This is a genomic window from Vibrio atypicus, assembly GCF_009811315.1.
Lineage (GTDB): Bacteria > Pseudomonadota > Gammaproteobacteria > Enterobacterales > Vibrionaceae > Vibrio > Vibrio atypicus.
Window position 1 is genome coordinate 1 of record NZ_BLID01000016.1, and the last position, 21,357, is coordinate 21,357.

General features: G+C 45.4%; 17 protein-coding genes. 13 read left to right on the forward strand and 4 right to left on the reverse strand.

Annotation, left to right across the window (positions count from 1 at the left end):
- The 9 genes from GVO60_RS21335 to rpoC form a co-directional block, all read left to right on the forward strand.
- The coding region (locus GVO60_RS21335) for an EF-Tu C-terminal domain-related protein (protein ID WP_010435560.1) at nt 1-112 on the forward strand (112 nt) is incomplete at its 5' end.
- A 275-nt stretch (nt 113-387) separates the two neighbouring features.
- Nucleotides 388-768, forward strand: coding sequence for a preprotein translocase subunit SecE (gene secE / locus GVO60_RS21340; RefSeq protein WP_159657681.1), 381 nt, complete (start codon nt 388-390; stop codon nt 766-768).
- Nucleotides 769-781: 13 nt separating this feature from the next.
- Nucleotides 782-1,330 (forward strand): transcription termination/antitermination protein NusG, encoded by a 549-nt coding sequence (nusG, locus tag GVO60_RS21345; RefSeq protein WP_004415884.1) that lies wholly within the window; start codon nt 782-784, stop codon nt 1,328-1,330.
- A gap of 160 nt (nt 1,331-1,490) precedes the next feature.
- The gene (rplK, locus tag GVO60_RS21350; RefSeq protein ID WP_008078231.1) at nt 1,491-1,919 is read left to right on the forward strand and encodes a 50S ribosomal protein L11; all 429 of its coding nucleotides are present in this window, start codon (nt 1,491-1,493) and stop codon (nt 1,917-1,919) included.
- A gap of 4 nt (nt 1,920-1,923) precedes the next feature.
- Complete coding sequence (gene rplA / locus GVO60_RS21355; RefSeq protein ID WP_159657683.1) at nt 1,924-2,628, forward strand: 50S ribosomal protein L1; 705 nt, start codon at nt 1,924-1,926, stop codon at nt 2,626-2,628.
- 292 nt (nt 2,629-2,920) lie between these two features.
- Entirely contained in the window at nt 2,921-3,415 is a 495-nt protein-coding gene (gene rplJ, locus GVO60_RS21360) for a 50S ribosomal protein L10 (protein WP_159657685.1), read from the forward strand.
- Nucleotides 3,416-3,472: 57 nt separating this feature from the next.
- Nucleotides 3,473-3,841, forward strand: a complete 369-nt coding sequence (gene rplL / locus GVO60_RS21365; protein WP_159657687.1) for a 50S ribosomal protein L7/L12 — start codon at nt 3,473-3,475, stop codon at nt 3,839-3,841.
- A gap of 231 nt (nt 3,842-4,072) precedes the next feature.
- On the forward strand, nt 4,073-8,101 hold the full coding sequence (rpoB, locus tag GVO60_RS21370; RefSeq protein WP_159657689.1) for a DNA-directed RNA polymerase subunit beta: 4,029 nt from the start codon (nt 4,073-4,075) through the stop codon (nt 8,099-8,101).
- Between the two features lie 104 nt (nt 8,102-8,205).
- Complete coding sequence (gene rpoC, locus GVO60_RS21375) at nt 8,206-12,408, forward strand: DNA-directed RNA polymerase subunit beta' (RefSeq protein WP_159657691.1); 4,203 nt, start codon at nt 8,206-8,208, stop codon at nt 12,406-12,408.
- 228 nt (nt 12,409-12,636) lie between these two features.
- Here rpoC and rsd read toward each other — a convergent pair whose 3' ends face one another.
- Nucleotides 12,637-13,131, reverse strand: coding sequence for a sigma D regulator (rsd, locus tag GVO60_RS21380; RefSeq protein WP_159657693.1), 495 nt, complete (start codon nt 13,129-13,131; stop codon nt 12,637-12,639).
- A 179-nt stretch (nt 13,132-13,310) separates the two neighbouring features.
- Between rsd and nudC the strand changes: the two genes are divergently transcribed.
- The 4 genes from nudC (at nt 13,311) to GVO60_RS21400 (ending at nt 17,213) form a co-directional block, all read left to right on the forward strand.
- Entirely contained in the window at nt 13,311-14,099 is a 789-nt protein-coding gene (gene nudC / locus GVO60_RS21385; protein ID WP_159657695.1) for an NAD(+) diphosphatase, read from the forward strand.
- Between the two features lie 263 nt (nt 14,100-14,362).
- Nucleotides 14,363-15,430 (forward strand): uroporphyrinogen decarboxylase, encoded by a 1,068-nt coding sequence (hemE, locus tag GVO60_RS21390; protein WP_159657697.1) that lies wholly within the window; start codon nt 14,363-14,365, stop codon nt 15,428-15,430.
- A gap of 106 nt (nt 15,431-15,536) precedes the next feature.
- Entirely contained in the window at nt 15,537-16,172 is a 636-nt protein-coding gene (locus GVO60_RS21395) for a TetR/AcrR family transcriptional regulator (RefSeq protein WP_159657699.1), read from the forward strand.
- A 78-nt stretch (nt 16,173-16,250) separates the two neighbouring features.
- Nucleotides 16,251-17,213, forward strand: a complete 963-nt coding sequence (locus tag GVO60_RS21400; RefSeq protein WP_159657701.1) for a DHH family phosphoesterase — start codon at nt 16,251-16,253, stop codon at nt 17,211-17,213.
- A 153-nt stretch (nt 17,214-17,366) separates the two neighbouring features.
- On the opposite strand, the gene GVO60_RS21405 is transcribed toward GVO60_RS21400, so the two are convergent.
- From GVO60_RS21405 to GVO60_RS21415, 3 genes are all read right to left on the reverse strand, one after another.
- Nucleotides 17,367-18,503: a murein hydrolase activator EnvC family protein gene (locus tag GVO60_RS21405; RefSeq protein ID WP_159657703.1), complete on the reverse strand. Its 1,137-nt coding sequence runs from the start codon at nt 18,501-18,503 to the stop codon at nt 17,367-17,369.
- A 158-nt stretch (nt 18,504-18,661) separates the two neighbouring features.
- Entirely contained in the window at nt 18,662-20,194 is a 1,533-nt protein-coding gene (gene gpmM, locus GVO60_RS21410) for a 2,3-bisphosphoglycerate-independent phosphoglycerate mutase (protein ID WP_159657705.1), read from the reverse strand.
- A 237-nt stretch (nt 20,195-20,431) separates the two neighbouring features.
- Nucleotides 20,432-21,319, reverse strand: coding sequence for a DMT family transporter (locus GVO60_RS21415; protein WP_159657707.1), 888 nt, complete (start codon nt 21,317-21,319; stop codon nt 20,432-20,434).
- Nucleotides 21,320-21,357 lie beyond the last annotated feature (38 nt).

Genomic DNA, 21,357 nt, shown 5'->3' on the forward strand with positions numbered 1-21,357 from the left:
GATGACTGTTGAGCTAATCGCACCAATCGCGATGGACGAAGGTCTACGTTTCGCAATCCGCGAAGGTGGCCGTACAGTTGGTGCTGGTGTTGTTGCTAAGATCTTCGCTTAATTCTTACGAATTAGCTAAAGACTTCGGAAAAATCTTGAATAAGATTTGACGAACCAGTAGCAAAAAGGGCATCATTTGATGCCCTTTTTCTGCACTAAATAAAATGTCTGTTGTTTTCTTATTCAACTTGGCATTAAGCAGGATTTTTTGTTCAAGACATTGCGGCTTGATCAATAAAAGAGTACGTCGATCGATTAAGATTGACGTTTCATGGATTTGCCCTGCAACGGCGGGGTTGTTTTCGTCTATATTAAGACTTGTGACAGGTTGGTTTTATGAAAGCTAATAATGCTGAAACTCCTGATAGCTCAAATGGCGCAGATATCTTCAAGTGGATCGTCACTTTTACTCTGCTAGCTGCCGCTGTTGTGGGTAATTACCTGTATGGTGAAATGTCTGTAGTAGTTCGCGCTGCAGGTGTTGTTGTGCTAATTGCTGCGGCACTTGGTGTTGCTGCTACAACAACTAAGGGTAAAGCTGCGATCGATTTTGCTAAAGAATCTCGCATGGAAGTGCGCAAAGTAGTTTGGCCTACACGCCAAGAGACTATGCAAACAACTTTGATCGTTTTAGCTGTAAGTATTGTAATGGCTCTAGTGCTTTGGGGCATTGACGGCATCATGGTTCGTCTTGTTGCTCTAATAACTGGGGTATAGAGGGTTTTTATTCATGAGTGAAGCTCCAAAAAAACGCTGGTATGTGGTTCAAGCCTTCTCTGGATTTGAAGGTCGTGTAGCTCAGTCTCTTCGCGAGCATATCAAAATGCATAGCATGGAAGAGCTATTTGGTGAAGTTTTAGTCCCTACTGAAGAAGTAGTGGAAATGCGCGCAGGTCAACGTCGTAAATCTGAGCGTAAATTCTTCCCTGGTTACGTCCTAGTTCAGATGATCATGAACGATGAATCATGGCACTTAGTACGCAGTGTGCCGCGTGTCATGGGCTTCATTGGTGGTACTTCTGACCGTCCAGCTCCTATCACTGATAAGGAAGCTGACGCGATTCTTAACCGTCTAGAGAAAGCAAGTGAAGCTCCTCGTCCTCGTACCATGTACGAAGCGGGTGAAGTGGTACGTGTTACTGACGGTCCATTCGCTGACTTCAACGGTACTGTTGAAGAAGTGGATTACGATAAGAGCCGCGTAAAAGTGTCTGTATCGATCTTTGGTCGTGCAACACCAGTTGAGCTTGAATTTGGTCAAGTAGAAAAACTTGATTAAAAAAACACCTTAATAGGGTTGTCTAGGGCGCGGATTATGACTATAATTTCGCGCCTTATTATTTTGGCTGAAATGAAAGTTTTAGCGAAAGTAAAAAGTATTTACATCAACGGGGAGCTGATCAGCCGATTAGCGTTTGTACCCAAAATTAGGAAAAATCATGGCTAAGAAAGTTGAAGCTTACATCAAGCTACAAGTTGCTGCTGGTATGGCGAACCCAAGTCCACCAGTTGGTCCTGCACTAGGTCAACACGGTGTGAACATCATGGAATTCTGTAAAGCGTTTAACGCAAAAACAGAATCTATTGAGAAAGGTCTACCGACTCCAGTTGTTATCACAGTATACAACGACCGTTCTTTCACGTTCGTAACTAAGACTCCACCTGCTGCTGTTCTTCTTAAGAAAGCTGCTGGCGTTAAGTCTGGTTCAGGTCGTCCAAACACTGAAAAAGTGGGTACTGTAACTGACGCTCAAATCCAAGAAATCGCAGAAACTAAAGCTGCTGATATGACTGGTGCTGACATCGAAGCAATGAAGCGTTCAATCGCTGGTACTGCTCGTTCAATGGGCCTAGTGGTAGAGGGTTAATAAGATGGCTAAACTAACTAAGCGCATGCGCGTAATCCGCGAAAAAGTTGACGTAACTAAAGAATACGAAATCAACGAAGCTGTAGCTCTTCTTCAAGAACTAGCAACTGCTAAATTCGTTGAGTCTGTTGACGTTGCTGTTAACCTAGGCATCGATGCTCGTAAATCTGACCAGAACGTACGTGGTGCAACTGTACTGCCTCACGGTACTGGCCGCGACATCCGCGTTGCAGTGTTCACTCAAGGTGCAAACGCTGAAGCAGCTAAAGAAGCTGGCGCAGACATCGTAGGTATGGAAGATCTTGCTGAGCAAGTTAAGAAAGGCGAAATGAACTTTGACGTAGTTGTTGCTTCTCCAGATGCAATGCGCGTTGTAGGTCAACTAGGTACTATCCTAGGTCCTCGCGGTCTTATGCCAAACCCTAAAGTTGGTACTGTAACTCCTAACGTTGCTGAAGCGGTTAAGAACGCTAAAGCTGGTCAGGTTCGTTACCGTAACGACAAGAACGGCATCATCCACACTACAATCGGTAAAGCAAACTTCTCTGCTGAGCAGATCAAAGAGAACCTAGAAGCACTTCTAGTTGCTCTTAAGAAAGCTAAACCGTCTTCTGCTAAGGGTACATTCCTTCAGAAGGTTAGCATCTCTACTACAATGGGTGCTGGTGTTGCTGTTGATCAGGGTAGCCTGAACACTCTAGCAAACTAATATATTTGCTTAGGCGTGGAATTAGTGTATAATTCTGCGCCTAATATTTGTGGTTGGGGCTGAACTTTGGTTCATTAAATTCGTTAAGAATTTAGTCTGAATTATGACCCAGTCTCCGTCCAAGACCGTAGGTGTCTGTTTTATAAATAGACTTAATCATCCTACGTAGATGGTGCCCGAACTGACAGAAAGCTCTATTTATATAGTTAACTTTCTTCTGGGAAGCACCTCAATAGCTCTCACTGTTGTGATAATAGTGAGTGGTGTAACGACAACCAGGAGTAAATCCAAGATGGCTTTAAACCTTCAAGACAAAAAAGCAATTGTTGCTGAAGTCAACGAAGCTGCCAGTGGTGCACTTTCTGCAGTTGTAGCTGATTCTCGTGGCGTTGAAGTAGGCGCAATGACTTCTCTACGTAAACAAGCTCGTGAAGCTGGTGTTTACTTGAAAGTTGTTCGCAACACTCTAGCACGCCGTGCGGTTGAAGGTACAGACTACGAGTGTCTAACAGACACTTTCACTGGTCCTACTCTAATCGCATTCTCTAATGAGCACCCAGGTGCTGCAGCGCGTCTTTTCAAAGACTTCGCTAAAGAGAACAAAGATTTCGAGATCAAAGCTGCTGCATTTGAAGGCGCGGTTACTGATGCTGAAGTACTAGCGACACTACCAACTTACGACGAAGCAATTGCACGCCTAATGATGTGCATGAAAGAAGCTTCTGCAGGCAAGCTGGTACGTACTATCGCTGCACTACGCGACCAAAAAGAAGAAGCTGCGGCATAAGCCTTGCTTTAAACTGGTTGCTAATTAAACTTATTGTTGACTTAAAAGAGAATTGTTATGTCTATTACTAACGAGCAAATCCTAGACGCAGTTGCAGAAATGTCTGTAATGCAAGTTGTTGAGCTTATCGAAGCTATGGAAGAAAAATTCGGCGTATCTGCTGCAGCTGCTGTTGTAGCTGGCGGCGCTGCTGGCGGCGAAGCTGCTGCTGAGCAAACTGAATTTGACGTAATCCTAGAATCTGCTGGCGGCAACAAAGTTGCTGTAATCAAAGCAGTACGTGGCGCAACAGGTCTAGGCCTTAAAGAAGCTAAAGGTCTTGTAGACTCAGCTCCTGCACCTCTAAAAGAAGGCGTAGAGAAAGCTGAAGCTGAAGCTCTTAAAGCTCAGCTAGAAGAAGCTGGTGCAAGTGTTACTGTTAAGTAATTATTGCATAGTTTCTTAGCCTAACGGCTAATGGCTGGTGGTTTTTTAACCACCGGCCTTTTTGCGCTGTAGGGGTTGGGTGATTTTTCCGCTGTTTGAGCACCCAAGTTCCTAGCAAAAAACATGTCATTAGCTCTTAATGATATGTCACTACAATCAAACAGATGTTAGTCACTGTCTCATAACTATTGGAGACAGTTTGGGTCACTTATCAGCGAGCTGAGGAACCCCATGGTTTACTCTTATACCGAGAAAAAGCGCATCCGTAAGGACTTTGGTACTCGTCCACAAGTTTTGGACATTCCATACCTGCTATCGATCCAGCTCGATTCGTTCGAAAAATTCATCGAACAGGATCCTGAAGGTCAATACGGTCTAGAAGCTGCTTTCCGTTCTGTATTCCCGATTCAGAGCTACAACGGCAATTCCGAGCTGCAATACGTTAGCTACCGTCTTGGTGAGCCAGTTTTTGACGTTAAAGAATGTCAAATCCGCGGCGTAACTTATTCAAAACCTCTACGCGTAAAACTACGCCTAGTGATCTTTGATAGAGACGCGCCAGCAGGTACTGTAAAAGACATTAAAGAACAAGAAGTCTACATGGGCGAAATTCCGCTTATGACAGACAATGGTACCTTCGTTATCAATGGTACCGAGAGGGTTATCGTATCCCAGCTGCACAGAAGCCCAGGTGTATTCTTCGACAGCGATAAGGGTAAAACCCACTCATCAGGTAAAGTTCTATACAATGCACGTGTTATTCCTTACCGTGGTTCATGGCTTGATTTCGAGTTTGATCCTAAGGATAACCTGTACGTACGTATTGACCGCCGTCGTAAGCTTCCAGCATCAATCATCCTTCGCGCACTAGGTAAGACGACTGATGAAATCCTGGATATCTTCTTCGAGAAGGTGAACTTCGAAGTTAAAGATCAAACTCTTCTTATGGAGTTGGTTCCTGATCGTCTACGTGGTGAAACTGCGTCATTCGATATCGAAGCAGATGGTAAGGTTTACGTTGAGACTGGTCGTCGTGTTACTGCGCGCCACATCCGTCAACTTGAAAAAGATGGCGTTGAGCATATCGAAGTACCAGTTGAGTACATCGTAGGCAAAGTAGCATCGCAAGACTACATCAACGAAGCAACAGGCGAGATCATTGTTGGTGCAAACCAAGAGATCAGCCTAGAAGCTCTAGCTAACCTTTCACAGGCAGGCCACAAGTCTCTACAAACGTTATTTACTAACGATTTAGACCACGGTCCATTCATGTCAGAAACTCTACGTGTCGACAGCACTGTTGATCGTATTTCTGCATTGGTAGAAATCTACCGCATGATGCGCCCGGGCGAGCCGCCAACGAAAGAAGCTGCTGAAGCACTATTCGAAAGCCTATTCTTCTCTGAAGAGCGTTACGATCTATCGACTGTTGGTCGTATGAAGTTCAACAGCTCTATCGAACGTGAAGATGCTCAAGAGCAAGGCACACTTGACGAAACTGATATCGTTGAAGTGATGAAGAAGCTTATCGCTATCCGTAACGGCATCGGTGAAGTGGACGATATCGACCACCTAGGTAACCGTCGTATCCGTTCTGTTGGCGAAATGGCAGAAAACCAATTCCGCGTAGGTCTAGTACGTGTTGAACGTGCTGTTAAAGAGCGCCTAAGCCTTGGTGATCTTGATGCAATCATGCCTCAAGACCTAATCAATGCTAAGCCGATCTCTGCTGCGGTTAAAGAATTCTTTGGCTCTTCACAGCTTTCACAGTTCATGGACCAAAACAACCCGTTATCAGAAGTAACGCACAAGCGTCGTATTTCTGCATTGGGTCCTGGCGGTCTAACTCGTGAACGTGCCGGCTTCGAAGTACGTGACGTACACGTAACTCACTACGGTCGTCTATGTCCTATCGAAACGCCAGAAGGTCCAAACATCGGTCTGATCAACTCTCTATCTGCGTTTGCACGTTGTAACGAGTACGGTTTCCTCGAGACTCCATACCGTCGTGTTGTAGATGGCGTAGTAACAGACGAAGTAGATTACCTATCTGCTATTCAGGAAGGTCAGTACGTTATCGCTCAGGCGAACACTGTTCTTACTGAAGAAGGCACATTTGCTGAAGAGCTAATCACAGCTCGTCAGAAAGGTGAATCTGGCCTACACCCACGCGAACATGTTGATTACATGGACGTTGCAACTAACCAGGTTGTATCTATCGCAGCATCGCTTATCCCGTTCCTAGAACACGATGATGCGAACCGTGCATTGATGGGTGCGAACATGCAACGTCAGGCAGTTCCAACACTTAAGGCTGACAAGCCTCTAGTTGGTACTGGTATCGAGCGTAACATCGCAGTTGACTCTGGTGTTACAGCAGTAGCTAAACGTGGTGGTATGGTTCAGTCTGTAGATGCTTCTCGTATCGTTATCAAAGTTAACGAAGATGAGCTGATTCCTGGTGAAGCAGGTATCGATATCTACAACCTAACTAAATACACTCGTTCTAACCAAAATACGTGTATCAACCAGCGTCCATGTGTGATGCCAGGTGAACCTGTTGCACGTGGTGATGTTCTTGCTGATGGTCCTTCAACAGACCTTGGTGAGCTAGCACTTGGTCAGAACATGCGTATCGCATTCATGCCTTGGAACGGTTACAACTTCGAAGACTCGATCTTAGTATCTGAGCGCGTAGTTCAAGAAGACCGTTTCACGACTATCCACATTCAAGAGCTATCTTGTGTGGCGCGTGATACTAAGCTTGGTGCTGAAGAAATCACAGCTGACATTCCAAACGTAGGTGAATCTGCTCTGTCTAAACTAGACGAGTCAGGTATCGTTTACATCGGTGCGGAAGTGAAAGGCGGTGACATCCTTGTAGGTAAAGTAACGCCTAAAGGTGAAACTCAGCTAACTCCTGAAGAGAAGCTACTACGTGCTATCTTCGGTGAGAAAGCGTCAGACGTTAAAGATACGTCTCTACGCGTACCAAACTCTGTATCAGGTACGATCATCGATGTTCAAGTATTTACTCGTGACGGTGTTGAAAAAGACAAACGTGCACTAGAAATCGAACAGATGCAGCTTAAAGAAGCGAAGAAAGACCTTACTGAAGAATTCCAGATTCTTGAGGGTGGCCTTCTAAACCGTGTTAAAGCTGTACTTATCGATGGCGGTTACACTGAAGCTAAACTTGATGCGATTGATCGTAAGAAGTGGCTAGAGCTAACGCTTGAAGATGACGCTCAACAATCACAGATTGAGCAGCTTGCTGAACAGTGGGACGAGCTAAAAGCAGACTTCGATAAGAAGTTTGAAACTAAGCGTCGTAAGATCACACAAGGTGATGATCTAGCCCCTGGCGTACTGAAGATCGTTAAGGTTTACCTAGCGGTTAAACGTCGCATCCAGCCTGGTGATAAGATGGCGGGCCGTCACGGTAACAAGGGTGTAATCTCTAAGATCAACCCTGTTGAAGACATGCCATACGATGAGAAAGGTCAGCCTGTAGACATCGTACTTAACCCACTGGGTGTACCTTCGCGTATGAACATCGGTCAGATCCTAGAAGTACACTTAGGTCTGGCAGCGAAAGGTATTGGTGACAAGATCAACCAAATGGTGAAAGAGCAGCAAGAGCTAGCTAAGTTCCGTGACTTCTTACAGAAGGTTTACGATCTTGGTGATACTCGTCAGAAAGTAGACATTGCGTCTCTATCTGATGATGAAGTTCGCACGCTGATCAAGAACCTACGTGGTGGTCTACCGATCGCGACTCCAGTATTTGATGGTGCAAACGAATCGTCAATCAAAGAGCTACTAAAACTAGGTGACCTACCAGAATCTGGTCAGCTTAAGCTGTTTGATGGTCGCACGGGTGACCAGTTTGAGCGTCCTGTAACTGTTGGTTACATGTACATGCTGAAACTAAACCACCTTGTTGATGACAAGATGCACGCTCGTTCAACCGGTTCGTACAGCCTAGTAACTCAGCAACCACTTGGTGGTAAAGCTCAGTTCGGTGGTCAGCGTTTCGGTGAGATGGAAGTATGGGCACTAGAAGCATACGGTGCTGCTTACACGCTTCAAGAAATGCTAACAGTTAAGTCAGATGACGTTAACGGCCGTACTAAGATGTATAAGAACATCGTAGATGGCAACCACAGCATGGAACCTGGCATGCCAGAATCGTTCAACGTACTGTTGAAAGAGATTCGCTCGCTAGGTATCAACATCGAGCTAGAAGACGAAGAGTAATCCTTTCTCTCTTGACTGAGGTTAAGAGAATCAAAAGCGATTATTTGGTAGAAGGTGCTCACTTTTGCGGGTGAGCTCCTTTTAACTCCTTACAGGAGCTGATTGTGAAAGACTTATTAAACTTTCTAAAAGCGCAGCATAAGACCGAAGAATTTGATGCAATCAAAATCGGTCTATCTTCACCAGACATGATCCGTTCATGGTCTTTCGGTGAAGTTAAGAAACCAGAAACGATCAACTATCGTACGTTCAAGCCTGAGCGTGATGGTCTGTTCTGTGCGCGTATCTTTGGTCCAGTAAAAGACTACGAATGTCTTTGTGGCAAATACAAGCGTCTAAAACACCGTGGCGTTATCTGTGAGAAGTGTGGCGTTGAAGTTACACAAACTAAAGTTCGTCGTGACCGCATGGGCCACATCGAGCTTGCATCACCAGTTGCTCACATCTGGTTCCTAAAATCGCTACCGTCTCGTATCGGTCTACTAATGGATATCCCTCTACGTGATATCGAACGTGTTCTTTACTTCGAAATGTATGTAGTAACTGAACCAGGTATGACTGATCTAGAAAAATCTCAGATGCTTACTGAAGAAGAGTATCTGGATCGTCTAGAAGAGTGGGGTGATGAATTCACAGCTAAGATGGGCGCGGAAGCGATCAAAGACCTACTTGCGTCTATGGATCTGCCTGCTGAAATCGAAGAGATGCGTGAAGAGCTTCAGTCTACTAACTCAGAGACTAAGCGTAAGAAGATCACTAAGCGTCTGAAGCTAGTTGAAGCGTTTGTTCAATCAGGTAACAACCCTGAGTGGATGATCCTAACTGTGCTTCCGGTACTTCCGCCAGATCTACGTCCTCTAGTACCACTAGATGGCGGTCGTTTTGCGACTTCTGATCTGAACGACCTTTACCGTCGTGTAATCAACCGTAATAACCGTTTGAAGCGTCTTCTAGAGCTAGCTGCTCCGGACATCATCGTACGTAACGAAAAACGTATGCTGCAAGAGTCTGTTGATGCGCTTCTAGATAACGGTCGTCGCGGTCGTGCGATCACAGGTTCGAACAAGCGTCCTCTGAAATCTCTTGCTGATATGATCAAGGGTAAACAAGGTCGTTTCCGTCAGAACCTTCTAGGTAAACGTGTAGACTACTCTGGCCGTTCTGTAATCACAGTAGGTCCATACCTTCGTCTACACCAGTGTGGTCTTCCTAAGAAGATGGCACTTGAGCTATTCAAACCATTTATCTACAGCAAGCTAGAGACTCGTGGTCTTGCGACTACAATCAAAGCTGCTAAGAAGATGGTAGAGCGTGAAGAAGCGGTTGTTTGGGATATCCTAGACGAAGTAATCCGTGAACACCCAGTACTACTGAACCGTGCACCTACACTTCACCGTCTAGGTATCCAGGCGTTCGAACCAGTACTAATCGAAGGTAAAGCGATTCAGCTACACCCACTAGTGTGTGCGGCATACAACGCCGACTTCGATGGTGACCAAATGGCGGTTCACGTGCCTCTAACTCTAGAAGCACAGCTTGAAGCACGTACTCTGATGATGTCGACAAACAACATTCTGTCGCCAGCGTCAGGTGATCCGATCATCGTACCTTCTCAGGACGTTGTATTGGGTCTTTACTACATGACTCGTGACAAGATCAATGTGAAAGGCGAAGGTATGTACCTTGCTAGCCCAGCTGAGGCTGAGAAGGCATACCGCACTAAGACTGCTGAGCTACACGCTCGCGTTAAAGTTCGTATCACTGAGACAGTTGTAGACGAAGATGGCAATAGCACTACTGAGACTAAGATGGTTGATACAACTATCGGTCGTGCAATGCTATGGCAAATCGTTCCTGCAGGTCTACCGTACAGCATCGTTAACCAAAAGCTAGGTAAGAAACAAATCTCTCACCTACTTAACGAAGCGTACCGTAAGCTTGGTCTGAAGGACACGGTAATCTTCGCTGACCAAATCATGTACACAGGTTTTGCTTACGCGGCACTTTCTGGTGTATCTGTTGGTATCGACGATATGGTTGTTCCAGCAGCTAAGTACACTGAGATCGAAGAAGCGGAAGCAGAAGTTCGCGAAATTCAAGAACAGTACCAATCTGGTCTTGTAACTGCGGGTGAGCGCTACAACAAAGTGATCGATATTTGGGCATCGACCAACGATCGCGTAGCGAAAGCGATGATGGAGAACCTATCATCTGAAACGGTTATCAACCGTGACGGTGAAGAAGAGCAACAAGAGTCATTCAACAGCATCTACATGATGGCTGACTCGGGCGCTCGTGGTTCTGCAGCTCAGATTCGTCAGCTAGCAGGTATGCGTGGTCTGATGGCGCGTCCAGATGGTTCAATCATCGAAACGCCGATCACTGCGAACTTTAAAGAAGGTCTAAACGTCCTTCAGTACTTTATCTCAACGCACGGTGCTCGTAAGGGTCTTGCGGATACGGCACTGAAAACAGCGAACTCGGGTTACCTAACTCGTCGTCTAGTAGACGTTGCTCAAGACGTTGTAGTTACTGAACACGACTGTGGTACTCACGAAGGCGTTGACATGATGCCTCACATCGAGGGTGGTGATGTTAAGGTTGCTCTTACTGAACTAGCTCTTGGTCGTGTAGTTGCTGAAGACGTACTGAAACCAGGTACTGAAGATGTTCTGATCCCACGTAACACTCTAATTGATGAGAAGTGGTGTCAGATCATGGAAGAGAACTCAGTTGACAGCATGCGCGTACGCTCTGTTGTTACCTGTGATACTGACTTCGGTTGTTGTGCACAGTGTTACGGTCGTGACCTAGCACGTGGTCACCTAGTTAACCAAGGTGAAGCAGTTGGTGTTATCGCTGCTCAGTCTATCGGTGAGCCGGGTACACAGCTTACGATGCGTACGTTCCACATCGGTGGTGCGGCATCTACTGCAGCAGCAGAGAACAGCATCCAAGCGAAAACAACGGGTACAGTTAAGCTACACAACGCTAAGTTCGTAATCAACAAAGATAAGAAGCTAGTTATCACGTCTCGTGCATCTGAGCTAACTATCATTGATGAGTTCGGTCGTACTAAAGAGAAGCACAAACTTCCTTACGGTTCGATGCTAAGCAAAGCAGACAACGACGCAGTAACTGCGGGTGAAGTTGTAGCTAACTGGGAAGCGCACACCATGCCAATCATCACTGAAGTGGCAGGTCGCATCCAGTTCGTAGACATGATTGACGGTGTAACTGTATCTCGCCAAACAGATGACCTAACAGGTCTATCTTCAAGCGAAGTAACAGACGCGGCAGCTCGTCCATCTGCAGGTAAAGATATGCGTCCAGCTATCAAACTTGTTGATGAGCAAGGTAAAGACGTAATGATCCCTGGTACTGATATGCCAGCTCACTACTTCCTACCTGGTAAAGCTATCGTTAACATCGAAGACGGCGCAGAAGTAGGTGTGGGTGATACACTTTCACGTATTCCTCAGAAGTCTGGCGGTAACAAAGATATCACCGGTGGTCTTCCACGCGTAGCTGACCTATTCGAAGCTCGTAAGCCTAAAGAGCCTGCGATCCTTGCTGAGCACACAGGTACTGTGAGCTTTGGTAAAGAGACGAAAGGTAAACGTCGCCTAGTTATCACTCGTGAAGGCGGAGACGCTTACGAAGAGATGATTCCTAAGCACCGTCAGCTTAACGTATTCGAAGGTGAGAAGGTTGAACGTGGCGATGTTATTGCAGACGGTCCAGAGACTCCGCATGACATTCTACGTCTACGTGGTATCCACGCAGTAACTCAGTACATCGCTAACGAAGTACAAGAAGTTTACCGTTTACAAGGCGTTAAGATTAACGATAAGCACATTGAGACTATCGTTCGTCAGATGCTACGTAAGTGTACTATTACACACGCAGGTGACTCTGAGTTCCTACCTGGTGAGCAAGTTGAATATCACAATGTTAAGATTGCTAACCGTAATCTAGAAGCTGAAGGCAAAGAGCCTGCACGTTTTGAACGTGACCTTCTAGGTATCACTAAAGCATCTCTAGCAACTGAGTCGTTCATCTCTGCGGCATCGTTCCAGGAGACAACGCGCGTACTAACAGAAGCAGCAGTTTCTGGTAAGCGTGATGAGCTACGTGGTCTGAAAGAAAACGTAATTGTTGGTCGTCTAATCCCAGCAGGTACTGGTTTCGCGTACCACCAAGAGCGTCAAGCTAAGCGTGTAGAAGAGCAAGAAGGTCCTTCAGCTGAACAAGCGACTGACAACCTTGCAGCACTTCTTAATGCTGGCTTTTCTTCTGAAGAGTAAGCTTTCTGACGAGTAATCGTTAAAAGTTGAAATGATAAAAGGCACCTACGGGTGCCTTTTTTGTTCTTTGGAGAGCACTAACTTTTCGTACCTTATTCTTTAGGACTACGTGAGAGGTATTCGACGACGGAGAGAGTAGGTAATCTAGTGTAGTATTGGGGAGAGGGCGATAAAACACCACAAGGTCGACGCGAGCACGTCAACCTTCAAAGTGCATGTCGTTTCTCGCTATGCGCCAGGCGGAACGGCGAGACTATTCGCAATAAGCTGTATCAGTTCATCTTCCACTTCAAAGCGAACTTCGATGATTTCCCCAATTAACGATAAATCACTATCAAAGCTGTCTAACGTATCTTCTTCGCTAACTGCAGCATACTTGTCAGTAAAATTTAATAGTGGCTCAGTCGTCAGCACAATTCTGGCATAAGTATGATTAATGTCATCTGTGGCCTCAAAGCCTGTTGAGCGCCATTTATCCATCACCATGTCGTAAATCTTGAAATGACCTTCAGAGATATAATCAACGACGTGTTGACAGAAGTTTTGTAGTTCTTCTGATGTCGGTAATGATGAAAGAGATGATTTAGTTGACGATGGCTGAAGTGCGGCCAACTTACAATACTCGACGATAAGTTCCTGACGAGTTTCCAACCAATGATCGATGACCTCGCTTGAGCCACCCCATTGTTCTTGCGTTTGTTTGAATTTATTTAGCATGACCATGCCCTCATGATCGGATCACACTCCGGTGATCATTACGCTTTGTAGTAACAAAGCTGTTCTAGAGATACAACCTCTTGTCCTTACTAGAATTTATAGCCAGAAAATTGCCTTACTACAAACTCTGGTATGAAATTAGATTGCCAGTAAAATGGTTGAACTGCAAGTGATGAGGAAGGGCAATGTTAAATAAAGGTGACATAAACCGTATGAAAGATGCTTATTGGTGTATTGTATCAGGAAGCGATCTTTGGTTGGTTGATGGTGAACTGCCACAAGGAACGCGTCATGATTTTCCACTGCCGATTGAGCAAGCGATAGAGATCGGTCGTTATCAGAATTCGCCAGTCATGTGGCTCAACGAAGCGGATATTGATGCTGATTTCGAACTCACTTCATTGAGAGAGTGCCTCCACTTTCCTGAGCCTCTGTTTTTGTTAATGAGCAAGGCAGTTCAATATGGGCATATGAGTCAAACAATGCGCTTTTGTTCTCAATGTGGTGGACGAAATCACCTGAATCATAATCAACTCGCTATGCAATGTGGCGATTGCCGTACATTACATTACCCAAGAATTTTTCCTTGTGTCATCGTTGCGGTTCGTAAAGAAAATCAGTTGTTGCTCGCCCAGCATCCAAGACATCGTAATGGTATGTATACCGTTATTGCAGGCTTCCTAGAAGTAGGGGAGACCTTAGAGCAATGTGTGGCGCGTGAAGTGAAAGAGGAAACTGGCATTGATGTCACTAATATTCGCTACTTTGGGAGTCAGCCGTGGGCGTTCCCATCCAGTATGATGATGGGCTTTCTTGCGGATTATCAATCAGGCAGCTTAAAGCCTGATTACAGTGAGCTTAGCGATGCTTGCTGGTTCCACCCAGATAGCATGCCACCAGTGGCACCTAAAGGCACAATTGCACGTGAGCTTATTGAGACAACATGTCAGTTGATTAATGACTTAGACTCTTGAAAAATAGGTAAAAAAAACCCTCCGAGAAGGAGGGGGTAAGTAAGATGTCGTTATGAGATGCTGAACACTCGCGTGTCCAGTTTTATAATTGTAGTTTTCGCTAGCAAACAAATTTTTAACACCCTTACCTATTGGGTGCAAATTAAGCACTGATTTTATAGTTAATAACTTGATCTAGGTTGCAAAGCACACAGCTTTTGCGAGCCAAACAGTGTTAGAATATTGCTCACAAAAAGTGAGTCTAAAAGAATCGGAAAAACGGAATGACTGAATTAAAAAATGATCGTTATCTGCGTGCACTATTAAAACAGCCAGTGGATTACACACCGGTATGGATGATGCGTCAGGCAGGACGTTACCTACCTGAGTACAAAGCAACGCGTGCAGAAGCAGGTGATTTCATGTCTCTGTGTAAGAACGCAGAGTTGGCGTCTGAAGTAACACTTCAACCATTACGTCGTTTTCCGCTTGATGCTGCGATCCTTTTCTCTGATATTTTGACAATCCCTGATGCAATGGGATTAGAGCTGCGTTTTGCAGCAGGTGAAGGTCCAGTATTCGATAAGCCAATTACATGTAAAGCGGACGTCGAAAAGATTGGTTTGCCAGATCCTGAAGGTGAGCTTCAATACGTAATGAATGCCGTTCGTCAGATCCGTAAAGATCTGAACGGAGATGTTCCGCTTATCGGTTTCTCTGGTAGCCCATGGACGCTAGCGACATACATGGTAGAAGGTGGTAGCTCGAAAGCCTTCACTAAGATCAAGAAGATGATGTACGCAGAACCACAAACGCTGCACCTACTTCTAGATAAGCTAGCAGACAGTGTTATCGAATATCTAAACGCGCAAATCAAAGCGGGTGCACAATCAGTGATGGTATTTGATACATGGGGCGGTGTATTGACGCCTCGTGATTACAACCTATTCTCACTGCAGTACATGCACAAGATCGTTGATGGTTTGATTCGCGAAAATGATGGCCGCCGAGTTCCTGTAACGCTATTTACGAAGAATGGCGGTATGTGGTTAGAGCAGATCGCTGCAACAGGTTGTGATGCGGTTGGCCTAGACTGGACAATTAACATTCAAGACGCTGTGAAACGTGTAGGCGATAAAGTTGCACTGCAAGGTAACATGGATCCATCAATGCTATACGCTTCACCTGAGCGTATCCGTGAGGAAGTAGCGACAATCCTTGAAGGCTTCGGTGATGCGGGTACGGGTCACGTGTTTAACCTTGGTCACGGTATTCACTTGGATGTGCCGCCAGAAAACGCAGGTGTGTTTGTTGAAGCGGTGCACGAGTTATCTAAGCCATACCACAAATAACTAAGTAACAGATTGAAAGCGCCTGATATGACCAGGCGCTTTTTTGTTATGGGTTACACTAGCCGTTATACTGCACATTAGTAATGGAAAAGGATACGGAAAAAGAATGAAGACACGCGACAAGATAGTACTTGCTGCATTGGAGCAATTTAATGAGCATGGTGAGCGCAACATTACGACGAACCACATTGCGGCGCACATTGATATTAGTCCGGGTAACCTTTATTACCACTTCCGTAACAAGCAAGAAATTGTACGAGAGATCTTTGCGCTTTACTCAAACGAACTGCTTGAGCGCTTTACGCCAATCCAGGGGCAGCAAGAGAGCTTAGTGATGTTGAAGCATTACTTAGATTCTATTTTTAACCTGATGTGGAAATATCGATTTTTCTACGCAAACCTACCAGAGATCCTTCAACGTGACGAGCAGTTGCATGCAGAGTACATTCAAGTGCAAGAGAAGCTACAAGCAAACCTAGTCAACATTATGCGTGCCTTTGTTGGATTAGAGCTGCTGCATGTTGAAGAGCATGAAATGAAGCCTCTAGTGACAACCTTGCATTTGATTGCTTCGAGTTGGCTAGGGTATCAATCCGCTATGTCGCCAAAAACGCAAATCACCGAGCAAGTGATTCACCAAGGTATGCTACAGATGATTGCGGTAGTAAAACCGAGAGCCACAGACCAAGGCATTGAACAGTTGCAACTCTTAGAGGATGGTGTGAAAGCGATCCATGCTTAAGATATAACTAATTAAAATTGTTCCAGTTTCTGAAACCCATTAAAGTGCAATAAATGACTTTAATGGGTTTTGTTATATATGCACTACGATGTTTTTAATGGTGATGCGGATGGCATAATCGCACTTCTGCAATTGCGCTTGGCCCAACCTAAAGAAGCGACCCTTGTGACTGGTGTGAAACGAGATATTCAGCTATTGGATAAACTGTCGCTTCGCGCTAATGATTCTCTCACTGTGCTTGATATCTCAATGGAGAAAAACAAAGCGGGTCTTAAATCGGCTTTGAACATAGGCGCTGAGGTTTTTTACGCAGACCATCATAAAAGTGGAGAGATCCCTGAACACTCTCGATTAGATGCGCATATTAATCTTGATGCCAATACCTGTACTGCTTTGATTATCGATCAGTTACTTGAAGGGCGATTCCATTACTGGGCGATTACAGCTGCCTATGGGGATAATTTAGTCGCCAAAGCCGATCAGTTAGCGGATTTGGCGGGGTTAACGGCAAAGCAGCAAGAGCAGCTAAAAGACTTAGGTGTATTGATTAACTACAATGGCTACGGATCGAAACTTCAGGATTTACACTTTGATCCCGCCGAGCTATTCACTGAGCTTTTGGCCTACGATGATCCTTTTGCTGTTATTGCTGATCAAAACTCTCCTTACCCAATCTTGAAAGCGGCCTACCAGCGCGATATGGAACAGGCACTCTCAATCAAGCCTAAGTATAAAAGTGACACATTGGGTTTATTTGAGTTACCCAATGAGGCGTCATCACGTCGTATTAGCGGAGTGTATGGCAACTTATTAGCAAACCGTTCACCAGACACAGCTCATGCGGTACTCACGGAAAATAGTGATGGTACTTATACTGTGTCATTGCGAGCGCCATTAAATAATAAACAAGGCGCTGGAGATATCTGCTCTCAATTTCCATCGGGTGGTGGGCGCGCAGCAGCGGGTATCAATGCCCTTGAAAAAGGCCAGATAGAAGCATTTATACAATCGGTTGAAAGCTACTATCGCTCTGAGCTCTAGTCGTAAAGATATTGGTTGAGTGGTCTGTGTAACCATTGCGACAAGTGTGCGCAGAAAGTAGCTCTGCGCATTATATTTGTGGCGGGTTTCCCTCAAGCGGCTTGTAGAACCATAGCTACTCAGGTCACTCTAGAGCGCTTATGAATGGAGAACTTAGCGGGTTAACCAGCTTTTCGGGTTTTGAGTTTTACTGTTGCGTCGAATCTCAAAATAGAGCGAAGGCCGAGATTGGCCTCCTGTGTCCCCTGCAAGAGCGATTGATTCTCCGGCAGTGACTTTATCGCCTTCTTTCTTTAGTAGGCTTTGGTTGAAGCCATAGAGCGTCATATCGCCTTTACCGTGGTCAAGCAGAACCACAAGTCCATAGCCGCGCAGGTAGTCAGCAAATACGACGGTACCCGAATAGACTGCTTTGACCGATTGACCGTAGTTGGCGTTGATCACCATGCCTTTCCAATTGATTTGGCCTGTCTGCTTTGTTCCGTAGCTGTGTAGCACTTTACCTTTGAGTGGCCATGGAAGCTTACCTTTATGACGAGCTAGACCATCCATCGGCACAGCATTGCGTTTTGCTGCTTTAGCAATCTCAGCTTTTAGGCGCGTCTCGTTTCGCTGCAATTCAGACAAGTAAACTTTGTCATTGGTAATGCTTTTTCGGATCTTTGAAACTGTGCCTTTACGCTGTGATTGTGTCTTAGACAGCTTGTCACGCTGGTTGGTTTGCTGCTGCAGTATGCTCGCGATTTGCTGCTTCTCTAAGTTCAGCTGCTTTTGACTATGCTCTAACTGATCGACTGTGACTTCTAGCTCTTCAATCAATGTCGCACGCTGTTTGGCAAGGTGTTGAAAGTATTGGCTAATACGATCTTCTTCGACGCCATTATTTAAAATGTTTGATGATGATTTTGCGCGCTGAGTGACGTAGTAAGTCTGCAGTAACTCAGCCAGTTTATCGCTCTGGGCCTTTTTCTGCTCGGCTAGCGTTGTTATCTGCTTTTGTAACTTGGCGATGTTGCTATTGGTATTTGCCAGTGACGCCTTACTCTCTTTGATCTCTTTCTCTAACCGAGCGATGGTGGTCTCTTGGCTTTTGAGTGATTGTTGAAGGCTATCAAGCTTTTTCTGCTGAGAACTCAAAGATTGCTTTTGACGAGAGATTTCACCGCTTACCCCTTTTAATTCCGCATTAGAGGCTGCGTAGCTAGGAGAGAATGAACAGGCGGTAAGGATCAACCCAAGAGCGCACAGCTTTTTATACGCCGATATTTTTCCCTGTGGAGTTGCAGCCATGGTTCCGATCTGTCCTAAGTCTTTGAGAGGAGGTCAGTATACCCAAACAAATTCCGGATAAGAAAGGGGAATGTTAAAAGTTGCTAGTGACAAGTGCTTACAGTAAGCAATAAAAAAGCCCGAGCAAGGTACTCGGGCTGCATTTAATGTTTGATCAGTTACTTAACGATAACTTGGCCAGACATTTCAGCTGGGATTTCTAGACCAGATAGAGACAGCATCGTTGGTGCTAGGTCAGACAGTTTACCGCCTTCTTTGAACTCAACCGCTTTCTCACCTACGTAGATTAGAGGTACAGGTAGGTTAGTGTGCGCAGTGTGCGTACCACCTGTTTCTGGGTCTACCATCATCTCTGCGTTACCGTGGTCAGCTGTGATCAGCATTTGACCGCCAACTTCTTCGATTGCTGCAACAACTTTACCTACACACGCATCAACAGCTTCAATTGCTTTTTCTGCTGCTTCGTATACGCCTGTGTGGCCAACCATGTCAGGGTTAGGGTAGTTACAGATGATAGTGTCGTATTTGCCAGACTTAATCGCAGCAACCATTTTTTCAGTCAGCTCTTCAGAGCTCATTTCTGGCTGTAGATCGTAAGTCGCTACTTTTGGAGAAGCAACAAGCTGACGCTCTTCGCCTTCAAATTCATCTTCAACACCACCGTTGAAGAAGAAAGTTACGTGCGCATACTTCTCTGTTTCAGAGATGCGTAGCTGAGTTTTACCTTGCTTAGATAACCACTCACCGTACGTGTTTTCTAGAGACGCTGGTGGGAATGCGATTGCTAGAGGAATGTCTGCTGCGTATTGAGTCAACATAACAAAGTTGATTGCAGGGAATACTGCACGCTCAAAACCTGCGAAATCAGGTACAAAAGTACGTGTGATTTGACGCGCACGGTCAGCACGGTAGTTCATGAAGATAACAGCGTCGCCATCAACAATCGCAGCGTCTTCTTGGCCTTCAGCTTTGATTGCTGTTGCTTTAACAAACTCATCGTTCTCGTCACGAGCGTAAGCTGCTTCTAGACCAGCAACGGCTGAATCGTATGTGAATTCTGCTTTAGCTTGAGTAAGAAGGTCGTAAGCAACTTGAACACGGTCCCAGTTATTGTCACGGTCCATTGCGTAGTAACGACCTACTAGAGAAGCCACGCGGCCTTTGCCTAGTTTAGCGAATAGATCTTGGAAGCGTTGTAGAGAGTTCTCTGCGCTACGTGGTGGTGTATCACGACCGTCTAGGAAGCAGTGTAGGTAAATCTTCTCTGCGCCACGTGCTGCTGCCATTTCAACGGCTGCATAGATGTGGTCTTCGTGAGAGTGAACGCCACCTGGAGACATAAGACCCATGATGTGAACCGCTTTCTCAGCTTTAACTGCTGAATCGATAGCTTCAACTAGTGCTGGCGTTTCAACAAACTCACCGTCAGCAATAGATTTAGTGATGCGGGTTAGGTCTTGGTATACAACACGACCAGCGCCGATGTTAGTGTGACCAACTTCTGAGTTACCCATTTGACCGTCTGGAAGGCCTACATCCATGCCAGAAGCAGAGATTAGAGTGTTAGGGTTATTAGCAAACAGACCGTCTAAAACTGGTGTTTTTGCATTTGCGATCGCGTTGCTTGCTGTATCTTCACGGTGACCGTAACCGTCAAGAATAACTAGAGCCATTGGCTTCTTAGCTGACATAGTGATGACCTCGTCAAATTTCAAAGTAACTTTGGAAACAAATTAGCGTAATTTTACTACACTTTTTAACCAAAACTGTAGGCTAAGATCAAATATTGTTTGTGAAATACTGTTGCTCTCTTTCACCTTACAAACAATGTGTGCAATGCCGACGTGTTTGGTTGGCCTTTTTTCTACCTCTATTCTCTCGATTAAGACAGAAAAGAAAAGCGGGTAAAACCGATTGTTGTAATAGCTTTAGCTGACCAAAATTGCTGTGCCTAATACAGCAACACACGCGCCAATCCAAGCAAATCGATTGGGGCGCTTACCAGAATAAATCCAAAGTATAGGCAATAACATAATGGGTGTTGTTGAAGATAATAATGCCACCATACCAACGTTACCTTCTTGCAGAGCATAGAGGATGAGTGTCATCCCGACAGCCATAGCAAGAAAGCCGTTTACAGCGGTTATCGAAAATATCTTAATGTTTATCGGTTGGGTTGCTTTCGCTAGCTTTGCGCCGCTAAAGAGAAATAAACAGTGCGCGGTAAAGGCCGTCATCATTCGTATTGCAGAAGCTGCGACAGGGTCAATATCGGTCTGCATGACGGGTTTAGCGATAATCCCCCCTAATGCTTGGCATAACGCCGCTAATAGCCCTAGGCAAATACCAATCCAAACTTTGCCTTTTATCGCTTCGAGCTGATTATTACTTTGCCCTTTACGACCAAAAAATATCGCTGTCAGTACACCTGCAAACACCAAAAGTGCGCCAAGTAATTCGTATGCTGTCATGGTTTCACTAAAGAGAAAATAACCGAGAATTGCAGAGAAAACTGCATGGCATGAAAACAGTAGGCCAGCTTGACGAGGCCCCATTCGGTTGAGGCAGGCAAATAGGGCGGTGTCACCAATAAATATACCGATGACACCCGATAACATCATTGCTGAGATAGCAGAACTTTCTACAGTGCCCCAGCCTCCAGTATACAGAGCCATTGATCCTAAGATCACTGAGGTGCATCCCATGCGCCAGCGGCTATAAGCAAAGGTGCCTAAGTGCTGAGCGGGTATAACGGAAAGTAAGCTAGCGACTGCCCATAGAAGTGCAGCCGCTAGTGCCAGCCATTCATAGCCCATCGACTCGATATCCTTGTGAATCGGAACAGATTAATGGC

Bases quoted from the DNA above. Each gene is read 5' to 3' on its own strand.
- hemE (WP_159657697.1), top strand. From the start codon at position 14,363: ATGACTGAATTAAAAAATGATCGTTATCTGCGTGCACTATTAAAACAG.
- rsd (WP_159657693.1), bottom strand. From the start codon at position 13,131: ATGGTCATGCTAAATAAATTCAAACAAACGCAAGAACAATGGGGTGGC.
- GVO60_RS21405 (WP_159657703.1), bottom strand. From the start codon at position 18,503: ATGGCTGCAACTCCACAGGGAAAAATATCGGCGTATAAAAAGCTGTGC.
- GVO60_RS21395 (WP_159657699.1), top strand. From the start codon at position 15,537: ATGAAGACACGCGACAAGATAGTACTTGCTGCATTGGAGCAATTTAAT.
- GVO60_RS21415 (WP_159657707.1), bottom strand. From the start codon at position 21,319: ATGGGCTATGAATGGCTGGCACTAGCGGCTGCACTTCTATGGGCAGTC.
- gpmM (WP_159657705.1), bottom strand. From the start codon at position 20,194: ATGTCAGCTAAGAAGCCAATGGCTCTAGTTATTCTTGACGGTTACGGT.
- rpoB (WP_159657689.1), top strand. From the start codon at position 4,073: ATGGTTTACTCTTATACCGAGAAAAAGCGCATCCGTAAGGACTTTGGT.
- nudC (WP_159657695.1), top strand. From the start codon at position 13,311: ATGTTAAATAAAGGTGACATAAACCGTATGAAAGATGCTTATTGGTGT.
- rplA (WP_159657683.1), top strand. From the start codon at position 1,924: ATGGCTAAACTAACTAAGCGCATGCGCGTAATCCGCGAAAAAGTTGAC.
- GVO60_RS21400 (WP_159657701.1), top strand. From the start codon at position 16,251: ATGCACTACGATGTTTTTAATGGTGATGCGGATGGCATAATCGCACTT.
- nusG (WP_004415884.1), top strand. From the start codon at position 782: ATGAGTGAAGCTCCAAAAAAACGCTGGTATGTGGTTCAAGCCTTCTCT.
- secE (WP_159657681.1), top strand. From the start codon at position 388: ATGAAAGCTAATAATGCTGAAACTCCTGATAGCTCAAATGGCGCAGAT.
- rplL (WP_159657687.1), top strand. From the start codon at position 3,473: ATGTCTATTACTAACGAGCAAATCCTAGACGCAGTTGCAGAAATGTCT.
- rplK (WP_008078231.1), top strand. From the start codon at position 1,491: ATGGCTAAGAAAGTTGAAGCTTACATCAAGCTACAAGTTGCTGCTGGT.
- rplJ (WP_159657685.1), top strand. From the start codon at position 2,921: ATGGCTTTAAACCTTCAAGACAAAAAAGCAATTGTTGCTGAAGTCAAC.